26 protein-coding genes are annotated in these 25,473 nt (G+C 69.7%); 21 read left to right on the top strand and 5 right to left on the bottom strand.

All coding sequences use genetic code 11. The features are described from left to right. Positions 1-5: 5 nt before the first annotated feature. Entirely contained in the window at positions 6-935 is a 930-nt protein-coding gene (locus tag FG385_RS13775) for a LysR family transcriptional regulator (RefSeq protein WP_139097102.1), read from the bottom strand. 106 nt (positions 936-1,041) lie between these two features. Here FG385_RS13775 and FG385_RS13770 point away from each other — a divergent pair, with 106 nt between their 5' ends. From FG385_RS13770 to FG385_RS13760, 3 genes are read left to right on the top strand one after another with little or no spacing between them, the layout of a single operon-like run. Beyond that, positions 1,042-2,193, top strand: coding sequence for an acyl-CoA dehydrogenase family protein (locus tag FG385_RS13770; RefSeq protein WP_139097248.1), 1,152 nt, complete (start codon positions 1,042-1,044; stop codon positions 2,191-2,193). Then, complete coding sequence (locus FG385_RS13765) at positions 2,190-3,326, top strand: CaiB/BaiF CoA transferase family protein (RefSeq protein WP_139097101.1); 1,137 nt, start codon at positions 2,190-2,192, stop codon at positions 3,324-3,326. The genes FG385_RS13770 and FG385_RS13765 overlap by 4 nt, the downstream gene beginning before the upstream one ends. Beyond that, complete coding sequence (locus tag FG385_RS13760) at positions 3,323-4,135, top strand: FAS1-like dehydratase domain-containing protein (RefSeq protein ID WP_139097100.1); 813 nt, start codon at positions 3,323-3,325, stop codon at positions 4,133-4,135. Before FG385_RS13765 ends, FG385_RS13760 begins: the two co-directional genes overlap by 4 nt. Before the next feature lie 22 nt (positions 4,136-4,157). Here the strand turns inward: FG385_RS13760 and FG385_RS13755 are convergent, their stop codons facing one another. Both FG385_RS13755 and FG385_RS13750 read right to left on the bottom strand, forming a co-directional pair. Further along, the gene (locus FG385_RS13755) at positions 4,158-4,361 is read right to left on the bottom strand and encodes a hypothetical protein (protein ID WP_139097099.1); all 204 of its coding nucleotides are present in this window, start codon (positions 4,359-4,361) and stop codon (positions 4,158-4,160) included. A gap of 74 nt (positions 4,362-4,435) precedes the next feature. Further along, on the bottom strand, positions 4,436-5,155 hold the full coding sequence (locus FG385_RS13750) for an AfsR/SARP family transcriptional regulator (protein WP_160148788.1): 720 nt from the start codon (positions 5,153-5,155) through the stop codon (positions 4,436-4,438). A gap of 351 nt (positions 5,156-5,506) precedes the next feature. Between FG385_RS13750 and FG385_RS13745 the strand changes: the two genes are divergently transcribed. The 10 genes from FG385_RS13745 to FG385_RS13705 all read left to right on the top strand — a co-directional run bounded on the left by FG385_RS13745 (position 5,507) and on the right by FG385_RS13705 (position 15,348). Further along, positions 5,507-7,690, top strand: a complete 2,184-nt coding sequence (locus FG385_RS13745) for a cyanobactin maturation protease PatG family protein (protein ID WP_235022573.1) — start codon at positions 5,507-5,509, stop codon at positions 7,688-7,690. Between the two features lie 491 nt (positions 7,691-8,181). Beyond that, positions 8,182-8,385 carry a hypothetical protein gene (locus FG385_RS13740; protein ID WP_139097096.1) on the top strand — a complete coding sequence of 68 codons (204 nt, stop codon included), beginning with the start codon at positions 8,182-8,184 and terminating at the stop codon, positions 8,383-8,385. Between the two features lie 106 nt (positions 8,386-8,491). Further along, a complete protein-coding gene (locus FG385_RS33900) occupies positions 8,492-8,644 on the top strand; it encodes a hypothetical protein (protein ID WP_160148786.1) in 153 nt (50 codons plus the stop codon). Positions 8,645-8,710: 66 nt separating this feature from the next. Next, complete coding sequence (locus FG385_RS13735) at positions 8,711-8,932, top strand: hypothetical protein (protein ID WP_139097095.1); 222 nt, start codon at positions 8,711-8,713, stop codon at positions 8,930-8,932. A gap of 96 nt (positions 8,933-9,028) precedes the next feature. Continuing rightward, the gene (locus tag FG385_RS13730) at positions 9,029-9,277 is read left to right on the top strand and encodes a hypothetical protein (RefSeq protein ID WP_139097094.1); all 249 of its coding nucleotides are present in this window, start codon (positions 9,029-9,031) and stop codon (positions 9,275-9,277) included. Positions 9,278-9,392: 115 nt separating this feature from the next. Next, a complete protein-coding gene (locus FG385_RS13725) occupies positions 9,393-10,019 on the top strand; it encodes a cupin domain-containing protein (protein WP_235022556.1) in 627 nt (208 codons plus the stop codon). A 239-nt stretch (positions 10,020-10,258) separates the two neighbouring features. Next, positions 10,259-10,675 carry a PEP-utilizing enzyme gene (locus FG385_RS13720; protein ID WP_139097093.1) on the top strand — a complete coding sequence of 139 codons (417 nt, stop codon included), beginning with the start codon at positions 10,259-10,261 and terminating at the stop codon, positions 10,673-10,675. 45 nt (positions 10,676-10,720) lie between these two features. Next, entirely contained in the window at positions 10,721-12,151 is a 1,431-nt protein-coding gene (locus FG385_RS13715) for a hypothetical protein (protein ID WP_139097092.1), read from the top strand. 72 nt (positions 12,152-12,223) lie between these two features. Next, positions 12,224-12,844 (top strand): hypothetical protein, encoded by a 621-nt coding sequence (locus tag FG385_RS13710; protein WP_139097091.1) that lies wholly within the window; start codon positions 12,224-12,226, stop codon positions 12,842-12,844. Beyond that, the gene (locus tag FG385_RS13705) at positions 12,841-15,348 is read left to right on the top strand and encodes a pyruvate, phosphate dikinase (RefSeq protein ID WP_235022555.1); all 2,508 of its coding nucleotides are present in this window, start codon (positions 12,841-12,843) and stop codon (positions 15,346-15,348) included. The genes FG385_RS13710 and FG385_RS13705 overlap by 4 nt, the downstream gene beginning before the upstream one ends. A gap of 61 nt (positions 15,349-15,409) precedes the next feature. Here FG385_RS13705 and FG385_RS13700 read toward each other — a convergent pair whose 3' ends face one another. After that, the gene (locus FG385_RS13700; RefSeq protein ID WP_139097090.1) at positions 15,410-16,327 is read right to left on the bottom strand and encodes an HAD family hydrolase; all 918 of its coding nucleotides are present in this window, start codon (positions 16,325-16,327) and stop codon (positions 15,410-15,412) included. Positions 16,328-16,331: 4 nt separating this feature from the next. Next, positions 16,332-17,318: a DUF7064 domain-containing protein gene (locus FG385_RS13695; RefSeq protein WP_139097089.1), complete on the bottom strand. Its 987-nt coding sequence runs from the start codon at positions 17,316-17,318 to the stop codon at positions 16,332-16,334. Between the two features lie 221 nt (positions 17,319-17,539). On the opposite strand from FG385_RS13695, the gene FG385_RS13690 reads away from it, so the two are divergent. From FG385_RS13690 to FG385_RS13655, 8 genes are read left to right on the top strand one after another with little or no spacing between them, the layout of a single operon-like run. Continuing rightward, the gene (locus tag FG385_RS13690; protein ID WP_139097088.1) at positions 17,540-17,833 is read left to right on the top strand and encodes a EutN/CcmL family microcompartment protein; all 294 of its coding nucleotides are present in this window, start codon (positions 17,540-17,542) and stop codon (positions 17,831-17,833) included. Between the two features lie 32 nt (positions 17,834-17,865). After that, positions 17,866-18,192, top strand: a complete 327-nt coding sequence (locus FG385_RS13685) for a BMC domain-containing protein (RefSeq protein ID WP_139097087.1) — start codon at positions 17,866-17,868, stop codon at positions 18,190-18,192. A gap of 8 nt (positions 18,193-18,200) precedes the next feature. Continuing rightward, the gene (locus FG385_RS13680) at positions 18,201-19,589 is read left to right on the top strand and encodes an aldehyde dehydrogenase family protein (protein WP_139097086.1); all 1,389 of its coding nucleotides are present in this window, start codon (positions 18,201-18,203) and stop codon (positions 19,587-19,589) included. Further along, positions 19,589-20,407 (top strand): ethanolamine utilization protein EutJ, encoded by an 819-nt coding sequence (eutJ, locus tag FG385_RS13675; RefSeq protein WP_139097085.1) that lies wholly within the window; start codon positions 19,589-19,591, stop codon positions 20,405-20,407. Before FG385_RS13680 ends, eutJ begins: the two co-directional genes overlap by 1 nt. Further along, positions 20,404-21,033 (top strand): BMC domain-containing protein, encoded by a 630-nt coding sequence (locus FG385_RS13670; RefSeq protein WP_139097084.1) that lies wholly within the window; start codon positions 20,404-20,406, stop codon positions 21,031-21,033. The genes eutJ and FG385_RS13670 overlap by 4 nt, the downstream gene beginning before the upstream one ends. Then, positions 21,030-22,244, top strand: a complete 1,215-nt coding sequence (locus FG385_RS13665; protein ID WP_139097083.1) for a malate dehydrogenase — start codon at positions 21,030-21,032, stop codon at positions 22,242-22,244. The genes FG385_RS13670 and FG385_RS13665 overlap by 4 nt, the downstream gene beginning before the upstream one ends. Then, a complete protein-coding gene (locus FG385_RS13660; RefSeq protein WP_139097082.1) occupies positions 22,244-23,275 on the top strand; it encodes an alcohol dehydrogenase catalytic domain-containing protein in 1,032 nt (343 codons plus the stop codon). Before FG385_RS13665 ends, FG385_RS13660 begins: the two co-directional genes overlap by 1 nt. A 16-nt stretch (positions 23,276-23,291) precedes the next feature. Further along, positions 23,292-25,463 carry a helix-turn-helix domain-containing protein gene (locus FG385_RS13655; RefSeq protein WP_139097081.1) on the top strand — a complete coding sequence of 724 codons (2,172 nt, stop codon included), beginning with the start codon at positions 23,292-23,294 and terminating at the stop codon, positions 25,461-25,463. Positions 25,464-25,473: the final 10 nt, after the last annotated feature.

Here is a 25,473-nt window from a genome sequence, read left to right as displayed (position 1 = left end):
CGGCGCTATGCCCCCAGGCGCGCGGACGGCCACTGTCCGTTGTGGACGGCCGTGTGAACCTGGTGGGTGAGTTCCCTGGCCACCGCGGTGACCGCGGGTGTGGGGCGCGCCGCGCGTGGGGTGCCGAGCACGATGGAGCGCCAGATTTCCGGGTCCGCCAGTGGCGCGGCGCTCAGCGTGCCGGCCGCGAGGTCCGCGGCGATGCCGACCGCGGGCAGGATGGTCCAGCCGTGGCCACCCCCGGTGAGATGTTTCTGCAGCGGCATCGAGTTCGTGTGCACGGCGGTCTGGATCTCGGTCGTCGCCTGGCGCGCGGCGGTGGTGATCAGGGTGTGCAGTCCGTGGCCGGGCGCGGGCATGACGAGTGGCCGGGCGGCGGCGGTCGCGAACGGCACCGGCCGGTCAGGGCGCAGGCCGTCGCCGGGGCCGGCCACGACCCACAGCTGTTCGCGGACCAGCGGGGTGACGTTGAGCGACGGGGTGCTGGTGAGGTTGTACAGCAGGCTCAGGTCCAGGTCGCCGTTGTCGAGCCACTGCTGGAGATGGCCGGAGTAGGCGGTGAGTACGCGTAGTTCGATCCGCGGGTGCTCGCGGAGCACGGCGGCGACAAGGGGCTCGGTGAGCAGTTCGGCCGTGCTTTCCAGCAGCCCGACGGTGACGATGCCGGTGACCTCCCCCGGCGGCGCGGTGAGCTCGGCGCGGGCGCGGTCGAGTTCGCCGAGGGCGCGGCGGGCCCGTTCGGCGAGGTTCGCGCCGGCCTCGGTGGGGCGCATGCCCTGGCGGGTGCGGTCGAACAGCGGCACGCCGAGTTCGTGTTCGAGGGCCTGGATCTGGCGGGTCACGGCCGGCTGGACGACGTGCAGGAGCTCGGCCGCCTTGGTGACGCTGCCGGTCTCGGCCACCGTGACCAGGGCCTTGAGCTGTTTGAGGTCCATTCCGGCTCCCGGTCATCCCGCGACGGCATACCGTTCATGACAGTTCGGTATTTCACATCGGCTGTCATTCAGGATGATGATAGGTGGCGTGGAGAGGAATCGCGGGATAGACGGGCTCACCGGAACCGAGGCCGAGATCGTGTCCCTGGTGGGCGAGTTCGTCGACCGGGAGGTCCGGCCGGTCGTGCGCGAGCTGGAGCAGGCCGACACGTATCCGGAGAAGCTCATCGAGCAGATGAAGGAAATGGGCGTCTTCGGCCTCGCGATCCCCGGGCCCTGGGGCGAGACACAGGTGTCCGCGCAGTGCTACGCGGCCGTCACCGAGGAGCTGGCGCGCGGCTGGATGAGCCTGGCCGGGGCGATGGGCGGGCATACGGTGGTGTCGAAACTCCTGGTCAGCCACGGCACGCAGGAGCAGAAGGACACCTATCTGCCGAAGATGGCGACGGGCGAGATCCGCGCGGCCATGGCGCTGACCGAACCCGGCGGCGGTTCGGACCTGCAGGCGATGCGCACGACCGCCCGCCGCGAGGGACAGCGGTATGTGATCAACGGGTCGAAGACGTGGATCACGAACGCGCGCCGCTCGCAGCTGGTGGCCCTGCTGTGCAAGACCGATCCCGGGGCGAGCCCGGCGCACAAGGGGGTGAGCATCCTGCTCGTGGAGAAGGGCCGGGGTTTCCACGTGTCGCGCGATCTGCCGAAGCTCGGGTACAAAGGCGTCGAGAGCTGCGAGCTGTCCTTCGGCGACTGCCACGTCCCGGCCTCGGCGCTGCTCGGCGGCGAGGAGGGGCAGGGGTTCGCGCAGATGATGCGCGGGCTGGAGATCGGCCGGATCCAGGTCGCGTGCCGCGCGCTCGGGGTGGGCCGGGCGGCGCTGGAGGACGCGTTGCGGTACGCGCAGGAGCGCGAGAGTTTCGGCAAACCCATCTGGCAGCACCAGTCGATCGGCAACTATCTGGCGGACATGGCCACGAAACTCGAAGCCGCCCGCCAGCTCGTGCACTACGCCGCGCGCCGCTACGACTCGGGCGAGCGGGTGGACCTGGAGGCCGGGATGGCGAAGCTGTTCGCGTCGGAGACGGCGATGGAGGTCGCGCTCAACGCGGTGCGGATCCACGGCGGCTACGGCTACTCCACCGAGTTCGATGTGGAGCGGTATTTCCGGGACGCGCCGCTGATGATCGTCGGAGAAGGCACGAACGAGATCCAGCGCAACGTCATCGTGCGCCAGCTCATCCAGCGGAACCGGGCATGAGTAGGCCACTCGAGGGGATCACCGTGGTCGCGGTGGAACACGCCGTCGCCGCGCCGTTCGCGACCCGTCAGCTGGCCGATCTCGGGGCCCGGGTCATCAAGGTCGAACGGCCCGGTGCCGGGGACTTCGCCCGCGGTTACGACCGGACGGTGCGCGGGCAGTCCAGCTACTTCGTATGGCTCAACCGCGGCAAGGAAAGTGTCGAGCTCGACATCAAGAACGATCGGGAGCTGCTGGACGCGCTGATCGAGCGCGCGGACGTGTTCGTGCAGAACCTCGCGCCGGGGGCGGCCGAACGGCTCGGGCTCGACGCCGTGACGCTGCGGGCGCGGCGGCCGCAGCTGATCCACTGTTCGATCTCCGGCTACGGGCCCGGCGGCCCGTACGAGTCGAAGAAGGCCTACGACCTGCTGGTGCAGTGCGAAACCGGGCTCGTGATGTCGACCGGGACGCCCGAGGCGCCGGCGAAGGCGGGGATCTCGATCGCCGACATCGCCACCGGAATGTATGCCTACAGCGGGATTCTCACCGCGCTGTACGAGCGGGAGCGCACGGGCAAGGGTGCCGGCCTGCGCGTGGCGATGATCGACGCACTGGGGGAGTGGATGAGCCAGCCCGCCTACTTTTCCCGCTACGGCCAGGAACCGCCGCGGCGCACCGGCGCGCGGCATCCGTCCATCGCGCCGTACGGTCCACATCGGACCGGAGACGGTGAGGTGTTCCTCGGGGTGCAGAACGATCGCGAATGGACTGCCCTGTGCGGCGTACTGGGAAACCCGGAGCTGGCGCGGGATCCCCGGTTCAGCACGAACGTCGACCGGGTGGCGCACCGGGAGGGACTGACCGCGATCCTGGAGGAGGCGTTCGCGGAGTTCGACGCAGAGCAGGTCATCACACTGCTCGATCGCGCGGGGATAGCGAACGCGCGGCTGCGCACTCCCGAGCAGTTCACCAGCCACCCGCAGTTGCTCGCGCGTGACCGGTGGCGCGCGATCGGCACTCCCGGCGGTGCCATGCACGCGCTGCTGCCGCCGGTCGAGGTCGAAGGCCGGGAACCCGTGATGGGCGCGGTGCCCGCGCTCGGCCAGCACACCGATGCGATTCGAGCCGAGTTCGGCGGGAGGAAGGCGTGACGGAGGTCGTGACGCGGACGGAGTTCCTGGTCCCGGAGCCGGCGCACGCGCTCGGTGCGCTCCTGGGTGTGCCGGTCCCGGATCTCGGGCGTGCCGGGTTGCCCCTGCTGTGGCACTGGATCTACCTGCTGGACCGGCCCGCGCAGGGCGATCTGGGCCCCGACGGCCATCCGATGGCGAATACGGTGCCCGCCCCGCCCGCGCCGGGGCGGCGGCGGATGTGGGCGGGCGGCCGGGTGCGCGCACCCGGCGCGTTGCGGTGCGGGGAACCGGCTACCAAACGTACGAAAGTCCTGTCCGTGCAGGAGAAACACGGCCGGTCCGGGTCGCTGACCTTCGTCGTGGTCGGGCACGAGATCGAGCAGTCCGGGCAGGTCGTGGTCGCCGAGGAGCAGGACATCGTCTACCGCGAAGCCGCGACAGGGCCGAGCGCCCAGCGCGACGACGGCCCAGTGGTCCCGCCCGCGGACGACGAGTGGCCGCTCGAGGTGTCGCCGACGCTGCTGTTCCGCTTCTCCGCGTTGACCTACAACGGACATCGCATCCACTACGACCGCGATTACGCCCGCGAAGCCGAGGGCTATCCCGGGCTCGTCACGCACGGGCCGTTGCAGGCCGTCGCGATGGCCGAGGCGGCCCGCGCGCAGGGCTATGGCGGCGGCAGCTTCGAGTATCGGCTGATCTCGCCGCTGTTCGACCACCAGGGCCTGGTGGCCCGAGCGGTGCCCGACGGCGACTCGGTCGCCACGACCGTGCGGGACCGCCACGGAAGGCAGACCGCGACCGGAACACTGCGGAAGCTCGGTTGACGACATCCTTCGGGCCGCCCGGCTACCGGTCGTGGTCGTCCGTGGCTCGCCCGGCCGCGTGCAGCCACTCGGCCAGGTGCCGGTGCACTTCGGCCGGGTCGGCCGTGGTGACCTGGGCATGAGGCCCGGAACCGGGTTCCACCAGGTAAGTGATTCGCGCACGAAGCTGACCGTCCTCGTACCACGCGCGGACGAGGAACGCTGCCGCCTCCGGTGGTCGGACCATGATGCAAACCGTGGCACCTCATCGTCATCACCACATCTGCGGTGACGTCTCGGCCATACCCAGGGTGCCCGATCTTAGCCGGGCAGCAGGCCGCGAGCCAAGGCGATCATCTTCGACGACGGCGCGACCCCGAGTTCTCGCTGGAGGAGAACCCGGTAGCTCTGGTACTTCATGATCGCGCTGGCCCGGTTGCCTTCGGCGACGTGGATCTCCATGACGGTGCGGTGCGGGGTCTCCCGCAGCGGCTCGATGGCGATCGCGGCGAGCGCGGTCTGCATCGCGGCCAGGTAGTGCCCGGCCGCCATCAGGCGTTGCGCCAGCGTTTCGAGCGCATGCAGGCGAATCTGGTTCCAGCGCTCGCGCTCCAGCACCAGCCAGTCCTCCGACCACCCCGGCAGGAGATCGCGGCCCAGGCCGTCGAGCAGTGACTCGATATCGTGACTGTCCGGCGGCCGTTCCGTGTCGATGGTCTGGCGGACGTGCTCACGAACCTCGCGGACATCCACGCACGCGGCCGGCGAGAGCCGCAGGCGCGGACCGGCACAGTCGATCACCGGTACGGCCCCCACCCGGCGGCCTCGCCAGAGGGCCGACCGAAGATTCGCCGCGGCGCGCGACGACGAACTGTCCGGCCACAACTGCTCGGCCGCCGCCGCGCGATGGACGTCGTCGTGCAGGGCCAGCAACGCCAGCAAACGTTGCGCGCCCAGGGAAAGCGCGACCGCACCGCCGAGGTGGGTGAGACGGAAACCTCCCAGGAGCGCCAGGTGTACGCCGTTGCCCGAAGCTGTCATGTCGGCTCCCGGATGCTGTCGGCCTGTCAGGACCACTGACGTGAAATGATGCCCCTCGGACGTCACCAATCCGTCGGCGGCGGATGCCGCGAACATCTTCTGATGAGTCGCTTTCCGTCACCGGTGCGTTACCGAAATATCCCTTTGGCGTCAAGGTTCTTGCTGGGCTGGCGCCGGTCCCGTGGCTGCGGCGTGGTGGTGACTGTGCCGAGACGATTCCGCGATGTCAGCACGACGGTCCGAAGACGCCGGCTCCTACGGAACCGCCACGGGCGAACCCGAAACTGGGCGAGCGAATCACGGGCTCGGCCAACGGCGATCGAGCCGCCGCGGAAAAGGGGAGATGCGGTGATGTACGTCCGGTCGGTCCTGGCGGGGCTCCCGGTTCCCGGGGACCTCCTGCTCGGCGACGCCGACGTGTGCATCGCGGTGATCGACGGTCCCGCGGATCTGAGCCATCCCTGCTTCGACGGCGCCGACCTCACGCGAATCGACACGTTGGTGCGGGAGCCGGCCGGCGGCGGGCCGATGTCGGTGCACGGCACGCACGTCACGAGCTTGCTGTTCGGTCAGCCGGGCTCGCCGCAGGAAGGCCTCGCCCCCCGCTGCCGGGGTCTCGTCCTGCCCGTCTTCCGGGACGGTGCCGACGTCGAGGACACGAGAGCGTCCCAGCTGGATCTGGCCAGGGCGATCGAACGTGCGCTGCAGGAAGGCGCGCACGTCATCAACATCAGTGGTGGCGAGCGCACCCCCGATGGCCAGGCGGACAGCCTGCTGGCGCGAGCACTGCGGCAATGCGAAGACAACGGTGTCCTCGTCGTCGCCGCCACGGGCAACGACGGGTGCGAGTGCGTTCAGGTGCCGGCCGCCGTGCCCTCGGTCCTGGCCGTCGGCGCGGCCGGCGAGAACGGTGAGCCGCTCGAGGCCAGCAACTGGGGGCAGGCCTACCTGAGGAACGGCATCCTCGCCCCGGGCGCGGGGATGCTCGGCGCGGTTCCGGGTGGTGGAGTCCGTGCCCTCACCGGCAGCAGCTTCGCGACCCCGGTCGTGTCGGGCATCGCGGCGTTGCTGCTGGCGTCGGAGCTTCGCCATGGACAGAAACCCGATCCGGCGAAGATCGGCAGGCTGCTGCTGGATGCCGCCACGCCATGCGACCCGGCGAAATCTCCCGAGTGCGAGCGGCATCTTGTGGGCGACTTGGCCGTCGCCCGGGCATACGACCACGTCACAAGGGGAAGGAACACGGCCGTGACCAATACCGACACCACTCCAGTCCCACCGGCCGAAGCAACCGCGGAACAGCAGCCGGAGAGAGCGGCCGCGGACGCCGAGGGCGCGAGCGTCACCGCCGCCGGCGACCCGGACCAGCTCGGTGTGCCCGTCGCCCAGCAGGCGGACGACCCACCGCCGGAGCGGGTTTCGAGTCCAGCGGCTCCGCTCTCGTCGCGGGCGCCCGCGGCCACCGGCGGTGTCCGCGCGTCCTGCGACTGCGGCGATTCCGGCAAGCCTCAACTCGTCTACGCGATCGGCACGATCGGGTTCGACTACCGGACCGAGGCTCGCCGGGACAGTTTCCGGCAGCAGATGGACCGCCCGGAGTTGCCGGCCGAGGACGGCACCTACACCACCGGTCCGGCCAACCCGTACGACGCCAACCAGCTGGCCAGGTATCTCGCGGGCAACCCGTGGGCGTCCGACAAGGTGACCTGGACGCTGAACATGGACCGCACACCGCTCTACGCCCTCGAAGCGGAAATGCCGGTCGGGATGGACTGGGGCGAGGTCGGCACCGGCGCCGGATGGCAGGAGCAGGTGGACAAGGCCGTCGACGCCGGCGGCGACGACCTGAAACGGCTGCTCGGCTCCCCGCCGGCCTACCTCCCGGTCTCGCACGTGTACCGGACATTCCGCGACGCGATCGTCGGCCAGGCGTTACCGATCGAAGACGACGGGTTCATCTCCCGCGTATCGATCCCCGGCCGGCTGACGAACCGCACCGTGCGGTTGTTCTCCGGCCAGATCGTCCCCGTGGTGGAGGTCAAGAGCCGCGGCATCCACACGTGGAACGAGCCCGCACTGGTGAGGGCCGCCACGGGCGAGGTCAAGCGGGACGCCAGAACCAGGGGCATGGAAGGCACGATCGACGACGCGATGCTCGAGCAGAACGTCCGCGCGTTCCTGGACAAGATCTATTACCAGTTCCGCAACCTCGGTCAGCTTCCGGCGGACCGGGCCCTCAACTACGCCGGAACCAACGCGTTCATGGTGACCCAGGAGATCAGGTCCGGGATGCTGTCGGGCAACTACGTCCCCCGGCGCACCGCCGACGGCGAGAACCTTTACACGCTGGACACGATCACCGTCACGAAGAGCCCTTACGACCGCATCGACTCCGATTGCTGGGACGTCGTCGTGACCTTCTTCGACCCGGAAAACGACCGGCGGGCGAAGGTTTCTTACCTGTTCACCATCGATGTCAGCGACGACCTGCCGGTCAGCCTGGCACCAGCACACCGCTTCCTCGGTGGCATTTAGCGGTCACCGTGGCGGAGAGGAACGGAAGCCCATGGATACTCCATCGACACGCGCGCGATTGCCGCGTTCGGCCCTGACCTTGCCCCCGCAGGCGCTGCCCGTCCACCGCGACCGGGCGCTTCCCGCGCAGTCGGACATCGGCCCTGGCGTGGAAGCGGATCAGTCGGCGTGTAGCGGGCTGAAAGGGCTCGCGAGGCAAATGTGTTACGCGACCAACTACGGGATCTCCGTCTAGTGTTTCGTGATCTTGTTGTCTTTGCGCGGGTGTGTTTGTTTGCCAGGGTACTGAGTTGGCCCTTGGCGTCGCTGAGTTGGCTCGGGGCGTTATCGAGTTGGCCGGCCGCTGTCGCCGGGGGCACAGTCAGCGACCGGACCTGCCAACTCGACACCGCAGCGGACAAACCCACCGACCCTACGGGCAAACACGGCAACGTAAACCGGACAGGATCACACGACACTAGCCGATCGACACGACGAAAGGAGTGCAGGAAGTGACCACGACCAGGAAAGGGAACGCCACGACGGGCGTGGCGCTGCAGGTGCCGGCGCAAGCCGCGCCGATCGCCCGCGGCGAGGCGGTGGCGTCGTTCGGTACCGGCGTGGAGGCCGACCTGTGGGGGTTGCCGATAGGCGACTGGATCGAGGCACCCGGCGCCTACGCCTGGCAATACGCCAAGGACTGGCTCAACAGTTAGCGTCCCGCCGGATCTGGAATGGAGATGAAAACGGATGACCTCCGCACCTGGAACACATGTCGCGGGCAGGCGCCAAGCGCTGAGCCTTCCGCTGCAGGCGGCACCGGTGAACAGAGCACCCGGCGCCGCCGGGCCGGCCGGCGGTGGCGTCGAGGCGGACTTGTTCGGGATTGACGATGCCCTGCTGGGTTTGGCCGCCACCACGCTGGGCCCGCCGATCGTCAAACAGGTCGGGAGCTGGTTGGGCGACCTGTTCTGACGAGCACGGCACAGCACTGATCCGAAATGAACGTGAGCCGCGATCTACGACAAAGGAGAAAAGACGATGAATGATCAGGGAATGCGGCGACCGGGCCTGAGCCTCCCGATGCAGGCCGCTCCCGTCGACCGGGCCGGGACGGCCGGCGGCAAGGGCACGAACGGCGTTGAGGCCGACTTCGGCCTCGGCGACCTGCTCAACATCGGCGCCGGCGTGGCCGAGTCGGTTCTGCCGGGCTCCGGTGGGATCGTCAAGGGACTGGGAGGCCTGCTCGGCGGGATTTTCTGAATCCCGGCGAAGACGGACCAGGTTCCGCGCTGCGCGTGGTGCCTGGTCCGTCGTAACGGGCTATCTTCTTGGTAGAGCGTCCTGATGGAGATGACCATGGGTCTCAACCTGCCGCGACAAGGAATAATAGACCGCCGCGAGCCGTATCAGCCGTCGACGCAGCGCATCGAGGTCAGGAACGACGACGGGGAACTCATCGAGGTGCTGTTCGAGGAAATCGGCGGTAGCTACAGTGAACACCACCCCGGCGATCCGAGCCGGTTCCGTTATCCCGCGACGCGGGGGTGGAACTGCGCGCCGCTGGCGGCGGGCGCCGGACCTTGTGTCTGGATGGGGTTCCGCTGATCAGCGCACGCGATCACCGTGGCGTGGCGCGGCTCATGAGGTGAGCCAGCCCTGGAACCTGGTCGAGACGGCCTTGTAGTTGTCCGCCCACCAGGATGCGTTCAGGTAGAAGCTGGTGCCCACGGTTTCGGCCGTCCCCGGCAGGTCCTTCGCGTCCGCGGCGGGGATCGCGGATCTGGTGGTGGACGGGCGCAGTTCGGACCCGCATGTCCCGGAAACCGACTTCCGGTGGTCGCGGTTCGCCGAGGGTGCGCTGCTGCGCAGCCCGCACCCGTATGCCGGAGCGGGCGCGTCGATCTCGTGCAGCCTCACCACGCTCGACCGGCTCGCCGACACCTTCGAGGTGCCCGTGACGTCGCTGTTCCGCGGCGCGGACACGCCACGCGAAGCGGTCTACACCCCGGCCGGCGCCGGTGCGCGCACCGTGCAGCGGGGCACCCGCGTCGGGCACGACTACACGCTCCTGGGCGCGTTGCGGGGGCCGCACAAGCGGATGGAAGCGCATCTGGTCACGCTGACCGAGCGCAGCGAGGAGTTCCCGCTCTTCCAGCATCCGGGGACGGAACTGCTGTTCATGCTCGAAGGCGAGATGGTCTACGCCCACGGCGACGCCGGCTACACGATGCGCCCCGGCGACGCACTCCAACTCGACGGGGAAGGCGTCCACGGCCCCCAGGAACTCATCCGCCTCCCGATCCGGTTCCTGTCGGTCGTCGCCTACGGCGAGGGTGCGCCGGACTGACGCCCTACCGCGCGAGTCCGTGCTTGCCCAGGGGCAGGGGGAGTGAGGCGGCGCGGCCCACCCGAATGGGCGGGGGCGCGAACGCCGTCGCGCGCCTACCGTCGAGCGCGTGTACTGCTGTTTGTCCCGTACGGACATCCGCCAGGGCGAGTTTTGTCCACGTGTGCCATCGGCGGCGATTGCGCCGGGCGGCACTGTGACGGGGGCGACACCACCACCATCAGTTCAAGGAGGAACGAATGGGCGAGGTCCTGGCCGAGGGCTACAACGTCTTCGACACCGCGAAGTCACCGAGCGGGACGGTCAAATACCTGTCGTCGCCGTCGGATGTCATCCAGCTGATCCAGTCCGGCAACCTCAAGGAGCACATCCTGCTCGTTCGTGGCGGTACCACGACGTTTCTCGCTCCGGCGCTGAGCATGGGCGCGATCGGCGTGATCACCATGTCCGGAGCCCCGGAGTCCCATCTGGGCATCCTTTCCCGTGAGTTCCAGACGCCGTGCGTGATGACGGCGCACCTGACCGCCAGCGAGTCCCGGTACGTCGTGGGCGACACCGACGAGGCGCATTTCGAGGAGATCGCGAAGGAGCTGGACGGGCGGCGGGTCCGGCTGGACTGTACCGACCACGAGATCGGCCGCGTGGTCGCGGACTGATCCCTTCACCGAGCCAGTTTCGCCTCTTCACCGACAGGAGCATCGATGACGATCACCGGTGACAGCAAGACCACCTACAAGCAGCGCTACGAGCAGGCCGACGACGGGCTGCGCTTCCAGGAACTGACCTACACCGGCAACTTCGTGGATCTGGAACCCGTGACCGACGGGATCCTCGGCGACAAGATGATGCGCGCCAGGGCGAAGAGCAAGGTCCTCGAGCGAGTGTCCAAAGAGGATGTGCTGCGGGAGCAGTTCACGATCGACGAGCTCAACGACCTCAACAACTACCTGGCGTGGAACATCTGGGATGTGCTCGTCATGCGCGCCACCGAAGGCGTCTCGGGCATGATTCCGCGTCAGGAATACGAGATTCTGGCGTTCATGCACGAGTTCTACCGGTGGCCGGAGCTCCTGCGGATGACCACCGACGAGGTCGGCGCGCAGGGGATCATGGACATCGGGGCGACCGCGCGGCGTGAGATCGGGACGAAGGTCAACGCGGTGCACGACTGGTGTATCGGCGCGGTGGGCTTCGGGATGGGTCGTTGCGGTCTGCTGGCCTTGGAGGCCATCAAACCGGACGAGTACATCGAGGAGTCCAACGAGATCCTGAAGTTCATGCAGCGCGTGCTGTGGGGCAAGCGGCAGGACGGCTACATCCTCAACTCGCAGGACAGGTATCGCTGCCGCATCCACGAGGCCGATTTCCTCGAGCAGATCACCGCGCAGATCGAGCCGCTGGAGGCGGGCGGCCCCGCGCACGGGGCCTTCACGCAGTTCAACGCGGCGGCCGAGCTGCTGTCGTTCCTCGACCACTACGACTGCCGGCTGGGCCTCGGCGACACCGGGCCCTACGAGCTCCCCGACGGGCGGCTGCTCATCCTGCGGGACCTGTTCGTCAACGAGGAGGTCTTCCACTGGAGCGACGTCTGCGACGACGAGAAACTGCCCCACTGCTACACGCTCGCCCTGACGATCGACCCGGAGAAGATGGGCCTGCAGGAGATCCGCGTCAACGACATCTCCACCACCTTCACCCGCCCGAAGAACTACATCGAAGCGATCGTGGGTGGCGCGGTGTTCGCCCGTGAGAAGTGGAACACGCCGATGGGCGAGGTCTACCCGATCAAGATCGCCGATCTGGGCGAGCACATGACGCGGGTGCAGAACGCGACGCTCAAGCTCTACGCGAAGACGTCCAAGATGTGCCGCCGGGATCTGATCTGGAACGGCCAGTACGTCTACTACATCGACATGATCCTGCCCCACCTGCGGCTCGCCGGCACGTACGAGAAGGCCTGCCGCGACTACGACCTGTGGGAGATCGACCAGCGGGTGGCCAACTACTACTACGACATCACCAAACGCGGTTTCGCGCAGGAAACGGTGCCCAGCAAGATCTTCTCCGGTGCCGGCTACCTGCCCTTCCCCGACGGTGCGGACCGGCGCCGTTCGAAGTATCGCTGGCTGTAGCCGCGCCCGCCCCTGCGAACACCGGTCCGGGCGGCCGGTGCGCGGCCGCCCGGACCCTGGAGAAGGACAGTTATGACTGTGGCCACTCTCGCCAAACCCGACTACGACGTCCTCAATGTCGTCGCGCTGAAGAAGATGGCGTCCGTGCCGGTGATCGCCCGCGTGTGCGGTCGCGACACCGCGGACGCCGACGCGGCGCTCGCCCGGCTCGCCGAAACCGGTCTCGTATACCTGGCCGACGGGGCGGCCCTGCCCTCGGACGAAGCGGAACCGGCTCTCGCCGAAGCGGCGAGCCGGTTCTACGCGGGCGTGCGGCAGGATCCGCTCATCGCCTCGCTGGTCGATCGGTTCGACAAGGTCAATGCCCAGTTCCTCAAGGCGATGTCCGCCTGGCAGCTGATCGAGGTCGGCGGGCGCAAGATCACCAACAACCACCGCGATTCCGCCTACGACGACAAGGTGATCTTCCGGCTGGGCAGGCTCATCCAGCAGCTGCAGCCGCTGCTGACCGCGCTCGCCGAGCACGATCGCCGGTTCCTCACCTACCAGCACCGGTTCCTGGCCAGCTCGCGGGCGGTCGACGGCGGGCAGCACGACCTCGTGTCCTCACCGACCGCGGACTCGATCCACAACATCTGGTTCGAGTTCCACGAGGACCTGCTCCGCACCCTGGGCCGGGAACGCACCGAATGAGCGACGGGAACGACGGCATGGCGGGCAGCCTGTTCACCCTGACCTTCGACGAGGCCGACCCGCAGGCGGTCGGCCAGCTCGGCGGGAAGGGCGCTGGACTGGCGCGGATGACGCAGCGCGGGCTGCGCGTTCCACCCGGGTTCATCGTGTCCACGGAAGCCTGCCGGCAGTACCTGAAGTCGGAGACCGTGCCTGCCGGTCTGCTCGACGAGATCTCGGGCAGGCTGGCCGGGCTCGAGATCCGGACGGGCAAGTCCTTCGGCCGCGGGCCGTACCCGCTGCTGCTGTCGGTGCGCTCCGGCGCGCCGGTTTCCATGCCCGGCATGATGGACACGGTGCTGAACCTCGGGTTGAGCCGGGAGTCGGCGGTCGCCCTCGCCACCGCCACCGGCGACACCCGGTTCATGGCCGACCTGGTGGCCCGGTTTCATTCGATGTACGGCGAGATCGTGCTCGGCGCGCTCGGCGACGATGAACCGCTGGACGAGGTCGCGTCGGCCCGTCCGGGCGACGACCCTGGACAGACCTTCGATCGCGTCTGGTCCGAGTGCGCGCGCCGGCTGCTGGACGACACAGGCGAGCAGGTGCCCGAGGACCCGCGTGCGCAGCTGGCGGGCGCGGTGCGGGCGGTCTTCGGGTCGTGGAACACCAGCCGCGCGCGAACCTACCGGGAGTTCCACAAGATCCCGCACGACCTCGGTACCGCCGTGGTCGTGCAGTCGATGGTGTTCGGCAACGTCAGCGACGACTCCGGTTCCGGAGTGGTGTTCACCCGGGATCCCGCCACGGGTGAGCCCGGCCTCTTCGGCGAGTACCTCGCACACAGCCAAGGCGAGGACGTGGTCGCCGGCACGAGGACCCCGGACCCGGTCCGCGAGGCATTGCCATCGCCCGTGCTGACCGAGCTCGAACAGACCGCCGGCGCGCTGGAACGGGAAATCGGGGACGTGCTCGACATCGAGTTCACGGTCGAGCGCTCGACGCTCTATCTGCTCCAGGTCCGCAGCGCGAAACGCACGCCGGACGCCGCGGTGCGGATCGCGTCGGACTTCCTCACCGAGGGCGTCGTGCCGCCGCGGAAGGTTCTTCACCATGTCGCTGTCGACCACGTGCGGCAGGTCCAGCGTCCGGGCTTCGACACGTCCGAGGTCGAGCGTGCGCGCGCCGGCGGGCGTGTGCTGACGACCGGCATCGGAGCGTGCCCCGGGCAGGTGAGCGGCGAGCTGGTGCTGGACTCCGACCGCGCGAAGGAACTGGCCGAGGCCGGACACGACGTGGTGCTCGCACGTCCGGTGACCAGCCCGGCGGACCTGCACGGGATGATCGCGGCACGAGGAATCGTGACCGCCACCGGCGGTTCGACCAGCCATGCCGCGGTCGTGGCACGGGCATTGGGCACGGTATGCGTGGTTGGTGCTTCGGCGCTGAAAGTCGATCTCGCCGCGCGCACCGTCGTCGCCGACGGTCAGACGCTCCGGGAAGGCGACCACGTCTCGGTCGACGGGTCCTCCGGCGAGGTGTTCACCGGCTCGTTCGCGACCGCCGCCCCGGCCGAGACCGGAGAAGCGCTGGCGTCGCTGATGTCGGTCGCGGGCGATCTGGCGGCGGACTGCACGGTCTTCAGCAAGGTCACGCTGCCCGCCGATGTTCCCCGCGCGCTGTCGGCCGGGGCAACCGGCCTGGTCACGGCACTGGACGACGTGCTAGCCGCTTCCGGGCACCTCGATCGCCTGGTGCAGGTGCTGATGGACAGCCGCGACGCCGGCGCGCCGCACCTGGAGCCGGTCGCCGACGCGGTCGCGACGGAGGTCACGCCCCTGCTGCGCGAAGCCGGGGACATCGAGTTCGGTGTCCGGGCGATCGACTTCGTCTCGGACGAGTCCCGCGAGCTCATGCAGCAGACCGCGCTGACCACGCGGTACCCGTCGCTGGGCGTGCCGCTCGGGATTCCCGAACTCATCGAAGCCCAGATCGCCGGGCTGCGCCGGGCGATCAAGGACGCCGGTGGCGCGACGAGCGTGCACCTGGCGGTGCGCCATATCTCGGATCCGGCCGAGGCTGCGGCCCTGCACGGACTGCGCCCGCCCGCGGGTTCGGGACTGACCGTCGGCGCTTATCTGACCAGCCCGCGCGCGCTGGCGAACTTCCGCGGCATCGCGGACGCCAGCAACCGGATCTGGCTGGAAATGCGCGTCCTTCAGGCCGCCATGTTCGGCATTCCGGCCCGCCAGCTGCTGACCGCGGAACCGCTCGACAGCTATGTCAAGCGGGGCCTGCTCACGACGGATCCACGGTCCACTGTGGACCCGTCGCTTGAGCACGCGCTCAGCCGCAGCGTGGAACAGGCCGGCCACTGCCCGGTCGGCATCCGGCTGTCCGGCGCGGTGTCCGAGGAACTGGTCACGGGCCTGCACGGCAAGGGATTCCGGCGCTTCGCCGTCGACGCGGACGAAACCCGGCCGCTCGTGCTCGCACTCGCCAAGGCGGGTTTACCGCGGCAGTGAAGACCTCGGCGGCCCACCGGTTCCGCTTCCGGTGGGCCGCCGTTTTCGGCGTCGAGCCCCATTACCCGCAGATGCGGGTGATGGCATCGAGCAGTTCCGGCGCCGGGCCGGGATCCTGTTCGGTGGGCATGGCCGCCACCAGCGTGCCGACCGCCGCTCGGCGCCGGGCGCGCCGTGGCGCGACGGCCGCTTCGGAGCAGTTGCCGCCGCACCCGCAGTCGCAGGTGTCCGGCGCGGCGGGAGTAACGGCGCAGGCCCCGACAGGGCCGGCCGCGGCCGCGTCGCCGAGGAGATAGGCCGGCAGTTCCTGAGGCCACAGCGCCACGAACTCGGCGCCGGCGGCCGTGAGTTCGCCGACGCCGTGCATGCCCCAGGCCACGCCCACCACCCTGATCCCGGCATCGAGCGCGTCACGCACGTCGCCGGCGGTGTCGGTGACCAGGACCGTGCTGTCGCGGTCCGGGGTGCGGACGTGTCCGCTCTCGTCGTAGTCCGCCGCGCAGCGGCGTCCGAAACCGTTGCCGCTGTCCGCGAGGAACGTCGCGATCGCGGTGCGTTTGTCCGGCGTCACGTCGCCGCCGAAGACGTGGGCGAAACAGTAGGCCAGGCCGTTGCCTGCCAGGACGCGGCGCAACACCTGCATCGCGTTGGACGACATCACCGCCAGCGTGCAGTGCCCGGCGAGGGTCCGCACGACCTCGGCCACGCCGGGCACCAGCGCCGGCGTGTAGTCCTCGCGCAGCAGCGACAGAAACGCCTCGGACACCGCGGCCGCCTGCTGTTCGTCGCGGCACAGCTTCCGGATCGAGGCGAAGACGTTGCCCTGAAAGAGGTCGAAGTACTTGTCCCGGCTGTCGACGCCGAGGCCGAACCGGTCGTTGATCCGGGAGAAGATCTCCCAGGACGCGACGCGGGTCTGGACGAGGGTGCCGTCCAGGTCGAAGATGACCGCGCGCGCCGGGGGTTTCTGGTCGCTCATGCGCTCAAGCCCGGTTGTAGGCGGCGCCGAGTTCGCCGAGGCCGATGAAGTCCATGATCTCGCCGTACCCGGTCTGCCCGTCGCAGGACCACCTGTGCAGGCAGTTGTGGCCGACGGTGCCGGGCCAGGCCTGCCAGGGGAAGGTGGTCAGCGCCGCCCCGTGCAGGTCCCACGTCACGTCGTCGGTGTCGGTGACCCGCAGTTCGACGCGTTCGGGGTAGAACCCGGACCGCCATGAGGTGCCGCCGCCGGCCTTGAGCCCGCGGACCTTGCCTTGCTCGAGCACGTATCCGTGGGTGAGGCTGAGCGGGCTGGGTGCGTCCGGCCCGTTCTCCGTGGTGAAGTCGAACAGGCCGTGGATGGCGAACTCGGGGGAGAAGTGCGCGTGCAGCCAGCACAGTCGCGAGGTCTGCCGCTCGGCGCGGACACCCCAGCTGTGGTCCATAGTGGACACACAGTCGATCGGCAGGTGCCTGCCACGAAGGGACAGTTCACCTTCGATCCTGCCGGTGAGGTCGAAGTGCCCGGCGTAGGCGTGCCCCCAGGTGAGGTCGAGGTCACGGCCGGCGGCCAGCGGGTCCTGGCCGGGATCGTTGATGTCGTAAGGCTCCATCAGCGCGGTGAACCGGAAGCGCAGCTCCATCCCGGCCTCTTCGTCGACGAAATCGACGTCCCAGATGCGGTTCGGCTCCTTGCATGCCACGCGTAAGCCGTTCGCCAGGTCGTAGTGCAGGAGGTCGCCGGGCCGGGGCAGCGGGAGATGCTCCCACGCGTCCCAGTAGTCGGCAGCCCAGGGCGTGGTCACGCGCTTGCCGTTGACGGACACGGTGGAACCGGCGATGCCGAGCGGTTCCCGGAACAGCCCGTAGACACCGATGTTGACCGGGGTCCCGGTGTCCTGACCCGCGTAGAGACCGAAGTAGTTCGTCTCGGCCCACAGCGGGTCGTCGCTGGTCGGGGGGTGGAATTGCGCGTCTTCGGGACGGATCACCGGTGAACCCTCCAGGCCTCGTCTGCTCGGGGACAGTGTTGTCCAGTATCACGAGCAGCCTCGCCGATCTCAGGGCGGGCGGCCAGGGAACGGAAGGACAGCGAGCCTGGATCACGTTGTCCCGTGAGGATAGCGCCGCGGCCCCGGGCGTCTCCTACCGTCCACCTCATCGATGGCGTGCTCGGATCGCGCCATCACCCGACCAACGGAGGTGACCGGGCATGCAGCTCGCCACGGTGCTCGGTCAGGTCGTCTCGACCGTGAAAGCGGCCGGGCTCGAACGCCACACGCTGCTGCTGGTGCGGGACGCCGTGGATGCCGATTGCGAGCAGCCGGGGGGAGCGGTCTACGTCGCGATGGACCTCATCGGGGCCGGTACCGGCGAGGTCGTGCTCGTCGCGCGAGGGGGCGCGGCGCGCGTCGCGGCGGGCGCCGAGGTGCCGGCCGACCGCGCGGTTGTCGGCATCGTCGATTCGATCATCCACAAAGGAAACGTCACGTATCAGAAGGCGTGACGGCAGTGAATACGGAAACCAGGAGGAACAGCATGGCTACGACGTCCGGTGGCGCCAGCGGGGCACCCGCGCTGCGCGGCGCGCTCGGCCTGATCGAGACGAAGGGGCTGGTCGGTGCGATCGAGGCGGCCGACGCGATGGTGAAGGCGGCCAACGTGCAGATTCTGGGCCACCGGGAGATCGGTGGCGGGCTCGTCACGGTCATGGTGCGCGGTGACGTCGGTGCGGTGAAGGCCGCGACCGACGCGGGCGCGGTCGCGGCGGACAAGGCGGGCGAAGTCGTGTCGGTGCACGTGATCCCGAGGCCGCACGAGGAGACCGAGGGGATCCTGGCGATCCTGACGCGCCCCAAGGCTTGAGGTAGGTCATGACCGCGACGCTGGATGCCGATCTGGCGGGGCTGGCCGACGTGCGGGCGAAGGCCCGTGCCGCCCGCCAGGCGTTCGATCGGCTGGAAGGGACCGACCAGGAGACCCTGGACCGGTATGTCCGTGCGATGGCGCTGGCCGGGACGAAGGCCGCCGAGGAACTCGCCCGGCTGGCCGTCGACGAGACCGGCTACGGGGTGTACGAGCACAAGATCCACAAGAACCGGTACAACACCGGGTTCGTCGCGCGCTGGATGCTCGAACGGCGCGCGGTGGGCGTGCTGTGGGTGGACGAGCAGTCGCGGGTGACCGCGGTCGGCGCGCCGATGGGAGTGATCGCGGGCATCATCCCGGTCACCAACCCCACCTCGACGACCCTGTTCAAAAGCCTGGCCGCGGTGAAGTCCGGCAACGCCATCGTGCACGCGCCCCATCCGCGCGCGGCGCGCTGCACGCGGCGGGCCGCCGAGATCATGGCCGAGGCCGCCGTGTCCGCCGGTGCCCCGGAGGGCCTGGTGTCCTGTTTGGACGCGCCCACGCTGCCGGCCACCCAGGAGCTGATGAGCCGTGACGAGATCGCGGTCGTGCTCGCGACCGGCGGGCCGGGCGTGGTGCGCGCCGCGTACTCCAGCGGCAAGCCCACGATCGCGGTCGGCGCGGGCAACGTCCCTGCGTATGTCGGGGCAAGTGTGCCCGACCCGGGCGAGGCCGCGGAAATGATCATCACGTCGAAGTCGTTCGACAACGGCACGGCGTGCGTCGCCGAGCAGTCGGTGGTCGTCGCCGAGTCCGTGGCGCCGGCGTTCCTGCGGGAGTTCGAGGCCCGCGGCGCGTACTGGCTGAGCGCGCAACAGCAGGAAGCGCTCGCCCGGGTCCTGTTCGACGAGCGCGGCGGGCTGCGACCCGCGGCGGTCGGACAATCCGCGCCCCGGCTGGCTGAGCTGTCGGGCCTCACCGTCCCATCCGGGACCAGGGTGCTGGCCGCCGAGCTCGCCGCAGTCGGGCCGGATGTGCTGCTGTCGCGGGAGATCCTCGGCCCGGTGCTGTCGGTCTACCGGGCCCGTGACGCCGCCGCGGGACGGGAGCGATGCCGGGAAATCCTCGCGCTGGGCGGGGAAGGCCACACCTGCGCGGTGCATGCGCGGGATCCCGGGGAGATCGCGTTGTTCGGCACGCTCCGGGCGGGCCGGATCGTGATCAACACACCGGCGCTGTTCGGCGGGATGGGCTACTCCACGGAGGTGGACCCGTCCTTCCAGCTGGGCACGGGCACGTGGAGCGGTTCCATCTGCTCGGACAACGTGACCCCCCTGCATCTGATCAACATCAAGCGCATCGCGCACGAGGTCCGGCCCTGGCGCACGGTGTACGACCCGGTGGAGCTGTGATGCCTGTGCTGACCGGAAACTCGGCCGAGCTGCTGGAGCTCGCGGCGCGGCGCATCGGGGATCCACCCGGCGAGATCGACTCCGCGGCGCTGCGCGTCGGGGTGGATCTGGGCACAGCGAGCTGTGTGCTGGTCGTGCTCGATGGCCAGGACCAGCCGGTCTGGATCGACAGCTACCCTTCCGGCGCATTGCGGGACGGGGTGGTGGTCGACTTCGCCCGCGCCACCAACACGGTGCGCCTGCTCAAACAACGCGCCGAGGAAACCCTCGGCATCCCGCTGAGTACCACGGCGACGGCGTACCCGCCGTGCATTCCGGTCAAGGACGCGCGCGCCTGCACCTACGTGTGTGAGGCGGCCGGGTTCGACCACGCCGTACTGGTGGACGAGGTCAGCGCCGCGCAGCGGACTCTGGAGGTCGTCGACGGCGTGGTGGTCGACGTCGGTGGCGGCTCGACGGGCGTCGGCGTGTTCCGGGGCGGTCGGCTGGAAGCCCTGGACGACCGGGCCGGCGGCGGCCATCACCTCGACCTGATGCTGGCGGGCGCGCTCGGGATCAGTGCGGAGCAGGCCGAGGTGCACAAGCGGGAGCGGCAGGAGGAGGCGCTGCCGATCCTGGTGCCCGGCCTGCAGCGCATCGCCGAGTCGGTGCGGCGCATGACCGTGGGCGCCGAGGACCTCCCGCTGCACCTCGCCGGCGGCGCCCTGATGATCGCCGGTGCGGGTGACGTGCTGGCCAAGTACCTGGAAAGGCCCGTGATGACGTATCCGCATGCCCTGCTGATCACCCCGCTGGGGATTGCGAGGTCGGCGGCATGAGCGGACCCACCCTGCGCACCTACGCCTTCGTCGACCGGATGCAGCCGCAGTGCGCGGCCCACATCGCGGCGACCAGTCCTGGCGACGTCCCGCTCGCCGGCATGGCCGAGCTCTACCTCGAGATGGCACCGGGCAACGAGGTGTTCCGCGCCGCCGACATCGCGCTCAAGGCCGCCGGCGTGCGCCCCGCCCTGCAGATCATCGAGCGCGAGTTCGGGCTGCTGGAAATCCACTCCGAGCAGCAGGCCGAGGTACTGGCCTCCGGACAGGCGATCCTCGACGAGCTGGGCATGACCGAATCCGACCGGATCAAGCCCACCATCGCCTCCACCCAGTTCATCACCAATGTGCACCCCTATCAGGCGCAGCTGCTCAACAAGTGGCGCAAGGGCAGCATGCTGCTGCCCGGGCAGAGCCTGTTCGTCATGGAGGTCGCCCCGGCCGCCTACATCTCCATCGCCGCCAACGAAGCCGAGAAGGCAGCCACCATCACGGTCATCGAACTCCGCGCGGTCGGCCGGTTCGGGCGCATGTTCCTCGCCGGCACCGAAAGCGAGGTGCAGACCGCCCGGGACGCGGCGGTCGCCGCGCTGGCAGGCATGCACGGACGGGAGGACAAGCGATGAAGGTCTGGGGAGCAGGCGACATCGACGCCGCCGGCGACGCGAAGACCCTGCTGGTCGAGCCGAAAGACCTGGTCACCCCGCTGGCCAGGGAGCGCGCCCGCGAACTGGGTATCGAAATCGTCGCCGCCGGATCGACCCCTGCCGCTCCGGCGGCGGCACCTGCGACCCCGCGCCCGCAGGCCGGTCCGGAAACACCCGGCGGGCCGGTGCGGAGTATGCGACCGCCCTCGGGGGCGCTCTACCGGCGCGGTGCCCCGCTGCCCAGCGCGAACACCTCCGCCGGGCGGGTGGTCGTGATCGGGGCCGGCCACGTCGGCATGATCACCGCGCTCCGGCTGGCCGACGCCGACCTCTTCGACGAGCTCGTGCTGGTCGATATCGACGAGGGCCGCGCCGCCGGCGTCGCGCTCGACCTCACCCACACCGCGGCCCTCGGCGGGTTCGCCACCCGGGTCCGCGGTACCGGTTCGGTCGAGGACGCCGGTCCGGCCGACTACGTCGTGATCACCGCGGGTCGCGCCCGGCAGCCCGGGATGAGCCGCTCCGATCTGGTCAGCACCAACGCGGCGATCGTCGGTGATCTCGCGCACCGCGTCGCGCGCACCTCGCCGCATGCGGTGATCGTGGTCGTGACCAACCCGCTCGACGAGATGACCCAGCACGCCTGGCAGGCCTCGGGCTTCCCGCCGGAGCGCGTCGTCGGGATGGCCGGTGTGCTGGACACCGCCCGCTTCCAGGCGCTCGCCTCGCTGGCCGGTGCTGGTCGCGCGGATCGCATCGGCGCGGTCGCCCTGGGCAGCCACGGCGAGGAGATGGTCATTCCGCTGTCCCAGGCGAGCAGTGGCGGGCGGCCGCTGACCGAGCTGATCGGGAAGACCACGCTCGACGCGATCGTCGATCGGGCCCGAGGGTCGGGCGCGGAGGTGGTCGGGCTGCTCAGGAGCGGAAGCGCGTTCATGGCGCCGGGCACGTCCGCGGCCGGCATGGTGCTCGCGATGGCCCGTGACCGTGGGCAGATCATGCCCGCCGCGGTGCTCGCCGATGGCAGCTACGGCATCCGCGACGTCTACCTCGGGCTGCCCGCCCGGCTCGGCCGTGGCGGTGTGCGGGAAATCGTCGAGCTGGATCTGCGGCCGGATGAACTACAGGTGCTGCGACAGGCCGCCGACCGGATCAAGGAACGCCTGTCGCAGCTCGCCGCGGCCTCGTGATGAAGGCCGTCGTGTTCGCGGGGCAGGGCCAGGTCCGGCTCGCGGACGTGCCCGAACCGGTGCTGCAGGCGCCCACGGACGGGATCGTCCGCGTCGAGCGTGCCGCGATCTGCGGGACCGACCTGCACTCCGTCGCCCACCCGGTGAACCTCCCGGAGGGATTCGTCCTGGGGCATGAGTTCGCCGGACAGATCGTCGGCCTCGGGGACGCCGTGCAGGGTCACCGCGTTGGCGATCGGGTGGTGGGTGCCGACTTCACCGCCTGCGGAACGTGCTGGTGGTGCCGTCGCGGAGACCACTGGGAATGCGCGGAACGCCGGTTCTTCGGCACCGGGTCGGCGTTCGGCCCGCCCCTGCCCGGTGCGCAGGCCGAACTGGTCCGGGTGCCCTTCGCCGACACCGTCCTGCGGCCGGTACCCGCGGACGTGAGCCTCGACGCGGCCGTCTTCCTCGGCGACACGCTCGCCACCGCCCACGTGGCGATCCGGCGCGCGGAGCTGCGGCCCGGAGACACCGTGTCGGTCATCGGCGGCGGACCGGTGGGCCAGCTGACGAGCCTGGCTGCCCAGGCCTGCGGCGCCGGTGTGGTGATTCTGGTCGAGCCCGTTGAATCGCGGCGGCACCTCGCCGCCGGCGAAGGGGCGCTCACGGCGGTGCCGGAACGCGCACGCGGGCTGGTCGACCAGGTCACCGACGGGCGCGGTGCCGATGTCGTGGTCGACGCGATCGGTGGCGGGATCGGCCTCGACACCGCGTTCGGCCTGGTCAGGCGGCGTGGCACGGTCGTGTCGGCCGGGGTGCACACCGGCGCCTGGTCCGTGCCCGCCGACCGGGCTTTCGCGGACGAACTGTGCCTGCGTTTCGTCATAGGGGACCTCATGCGGCACGGCGACGAACTCGTCGGGCTGGTTCGCTCAGGAGCGGTGGACCCGACCGTCGTGGCCTCGGAGACCGTCGCGCTCGACGACGCGCCGGAAGCGTACCGGCGAATGGCCGAACGCCGTACGCTGAAGTCGTTGATCAGGCTGTAGCGCCGGAGGAGCGGCAATGACGCCGTCACAAGCACACGCAGCGGACCGGACGCGCACCGAGCCCACCGTCACCGGCGAGCTCGAGGCGCTGCCGTCGCGCAGTCCGGACACCGGGATATGGGCGGCGAGAGAGCTGGCCGCCGCGGCCACCCGCGCGTTGGGAGCCGACGCCACAGTGCTCACCCACCGCACCCCTTGCGTGACCGTGCTGGTGGGCCCCTCGCGCGACGCGAGCACCGCCACGAGCAGCGTCCGCGCCGGTCACGTCGAGGTGCAGTGGTCGGATCAGATCGAGGCGCCGGTCGCGGTGCGGCGACATCTCCAGCACGCTTGCTGTTGGGTGTCCATGGCGCTCGATCGTGACAGCGCCCGCGAGCGGGCCGAGCAGGCCGCGGAGGAAACCGCGGTGCTGCGTGACGTGGTCGGTCAGCTGCTGACCGTGCGTGATCTGGACCAGGTATTGCTGTCCATCGCCGACCGCACGCTCCATCTGCTCGACTCCGACATCTGTGGTGTCCTGCTGGTCGAAGGCGACCAGGTCGCCATGCGTTCGTGTGTGGGCAATCGCGCCGTCGAAACCGCGCGCCTGCGGATGTGCCGCGGCCAGGGCGTCGCCGGGCTGGTCTTCCTGACCGGAGAACCGGCCAAAGTGGACAACTACCTCGAAGACGAGACCATCAGCGACGACTTCATGTTCCTCGCCGAGAAGGAGGAGACCCTCTCGGCGCTCGCGGTGCCCCTGCGGCTGCACGGCGAGTTGATCGGCGTGCTCGAAGTGTGGCGTCGCCGCCCGTCGGTGTTCACCGAGCAGCACGTACGTCGCATGGTCACGCTCGCCGATTTCGCGACCATCGCGATCGACAACGCCCGCCTGCATGATCAGCAGGCGACGGCGGTCGCGCAGATGAAGGAGACGCGGGACGCCCTGGAGCAGCAGGTCGCGCTGCTCGCGCGCTCGTCGAACCTGCAGCAGAAGCTGCTGGAGACCGTCCTGGCCGGCGTCGGTCTGCCCGCGATCGCGCGCACCGTCGCCACCGAGCTCGGCTGCCGCATCGGCATCTACGGCCCGGAGGGGAGCCTCATCGCGTCATGTGGCGGGCGGACCATGGCCGGCAAGCTCCCGCCCGCCATGTCCACCAGGACCCGGCCCGGCCGGCACCCGGTGTCCCTGACCGACGGCGGCTCTGCCACCGCGTGGCTTCAACCGATCTACGCCGATGGCGACCAGGTCGGATCCGTCGCTTTGCTCCCGGAGGACCACTCCGCGGAGATGATGGACGTCGTCGCCGGCGAGGTCGCGATGGCGTGCTCGCTCACGTTGCTGCGGGAACACGCCGCGAGCCGGGCCCGCACCGAGGAACTGGAACAAGTCCTGTGGGACCTGCTCCAAGGGCCGGTCGAGCACCGGATCGCCGCCCGTGCCCGCGCGAAACAGCTCAACGTGACGCTGCGGGGCGATCTCCGGGTGGTCTACGGGCGCCTGGACAATCTGGAGGAGATCGCGGCCGAAAACGGCTGGGACACCTCGCAAACCGACCGCTTACGGCGCGAAGTCCTCCGCGAGCTGCGCGGTCTGGACGCGTACCGCGGCGTTTCGCTGTCCGCGCTGCGGGGCGACCTCATCACCGCCGTCGTCGTCAGCGGAGACCGCGCGGCGATCAAAGACCTGGTCAGTGAGCTGTCCGCGGCGATGCGCAGGCAGTGGCCGCGGCTGCAGGTCACCTGGGGAGTCAGCCGGGCACACGCCGACGTGGTGGATCTGCCCAGCGCGCTCAACGAGGCCAAGACGGCGTTGTCGGCCGCGCGCCGGCTCGGCGGTGAGAACGTGTTCCTGTACGAGGAACTCGGCATCGTCCGGTTGCTGCTCGGCTCCGGGGACGACCCGGATCTCCAGACCTTCGTCGACGAGGTGACCGGCCCGCTGGTCACCTATGACCGGGACAACGGCGGCGCCCTGGTGCGGACCCTGCGCGCGTTCTTCGCCGCCGACTGCTCGCAGCGGGTCGCCGCCGAGCGGCTGTTCGTTCACTACAAGACGCTGCGTTACCGCCTCGAGCAGATCAAGCAGCTCACCGGGCTCGACCTGGCCCGCCACGAAGACCGCATGCGCGCGGACTTCGCGCTACGCCTGCTCCAGGTCACCCGGCCCGACGAGGAGGACGGCGGCATGGAGGCTAGTGTTTCGTGATCTTGTTGTC

It is taken from the genome of Amycolatopsis alkalitolerans (assembly GCF_006152065.1).
In the GTDB taxonomy this organism is placed as follows: domain Bacteria; phylum Actinomycetota; class Actinomycetes; order Mycobacteriales; family Pseudonocardiaceae; genus Amycolatopsis_E; species Amycolatopsis_E alkalitolerans.
Note: the sequence above shows the minus strand (reverse complement) of the source record. Positions and strands in the feature narration are given on the sequence as shown.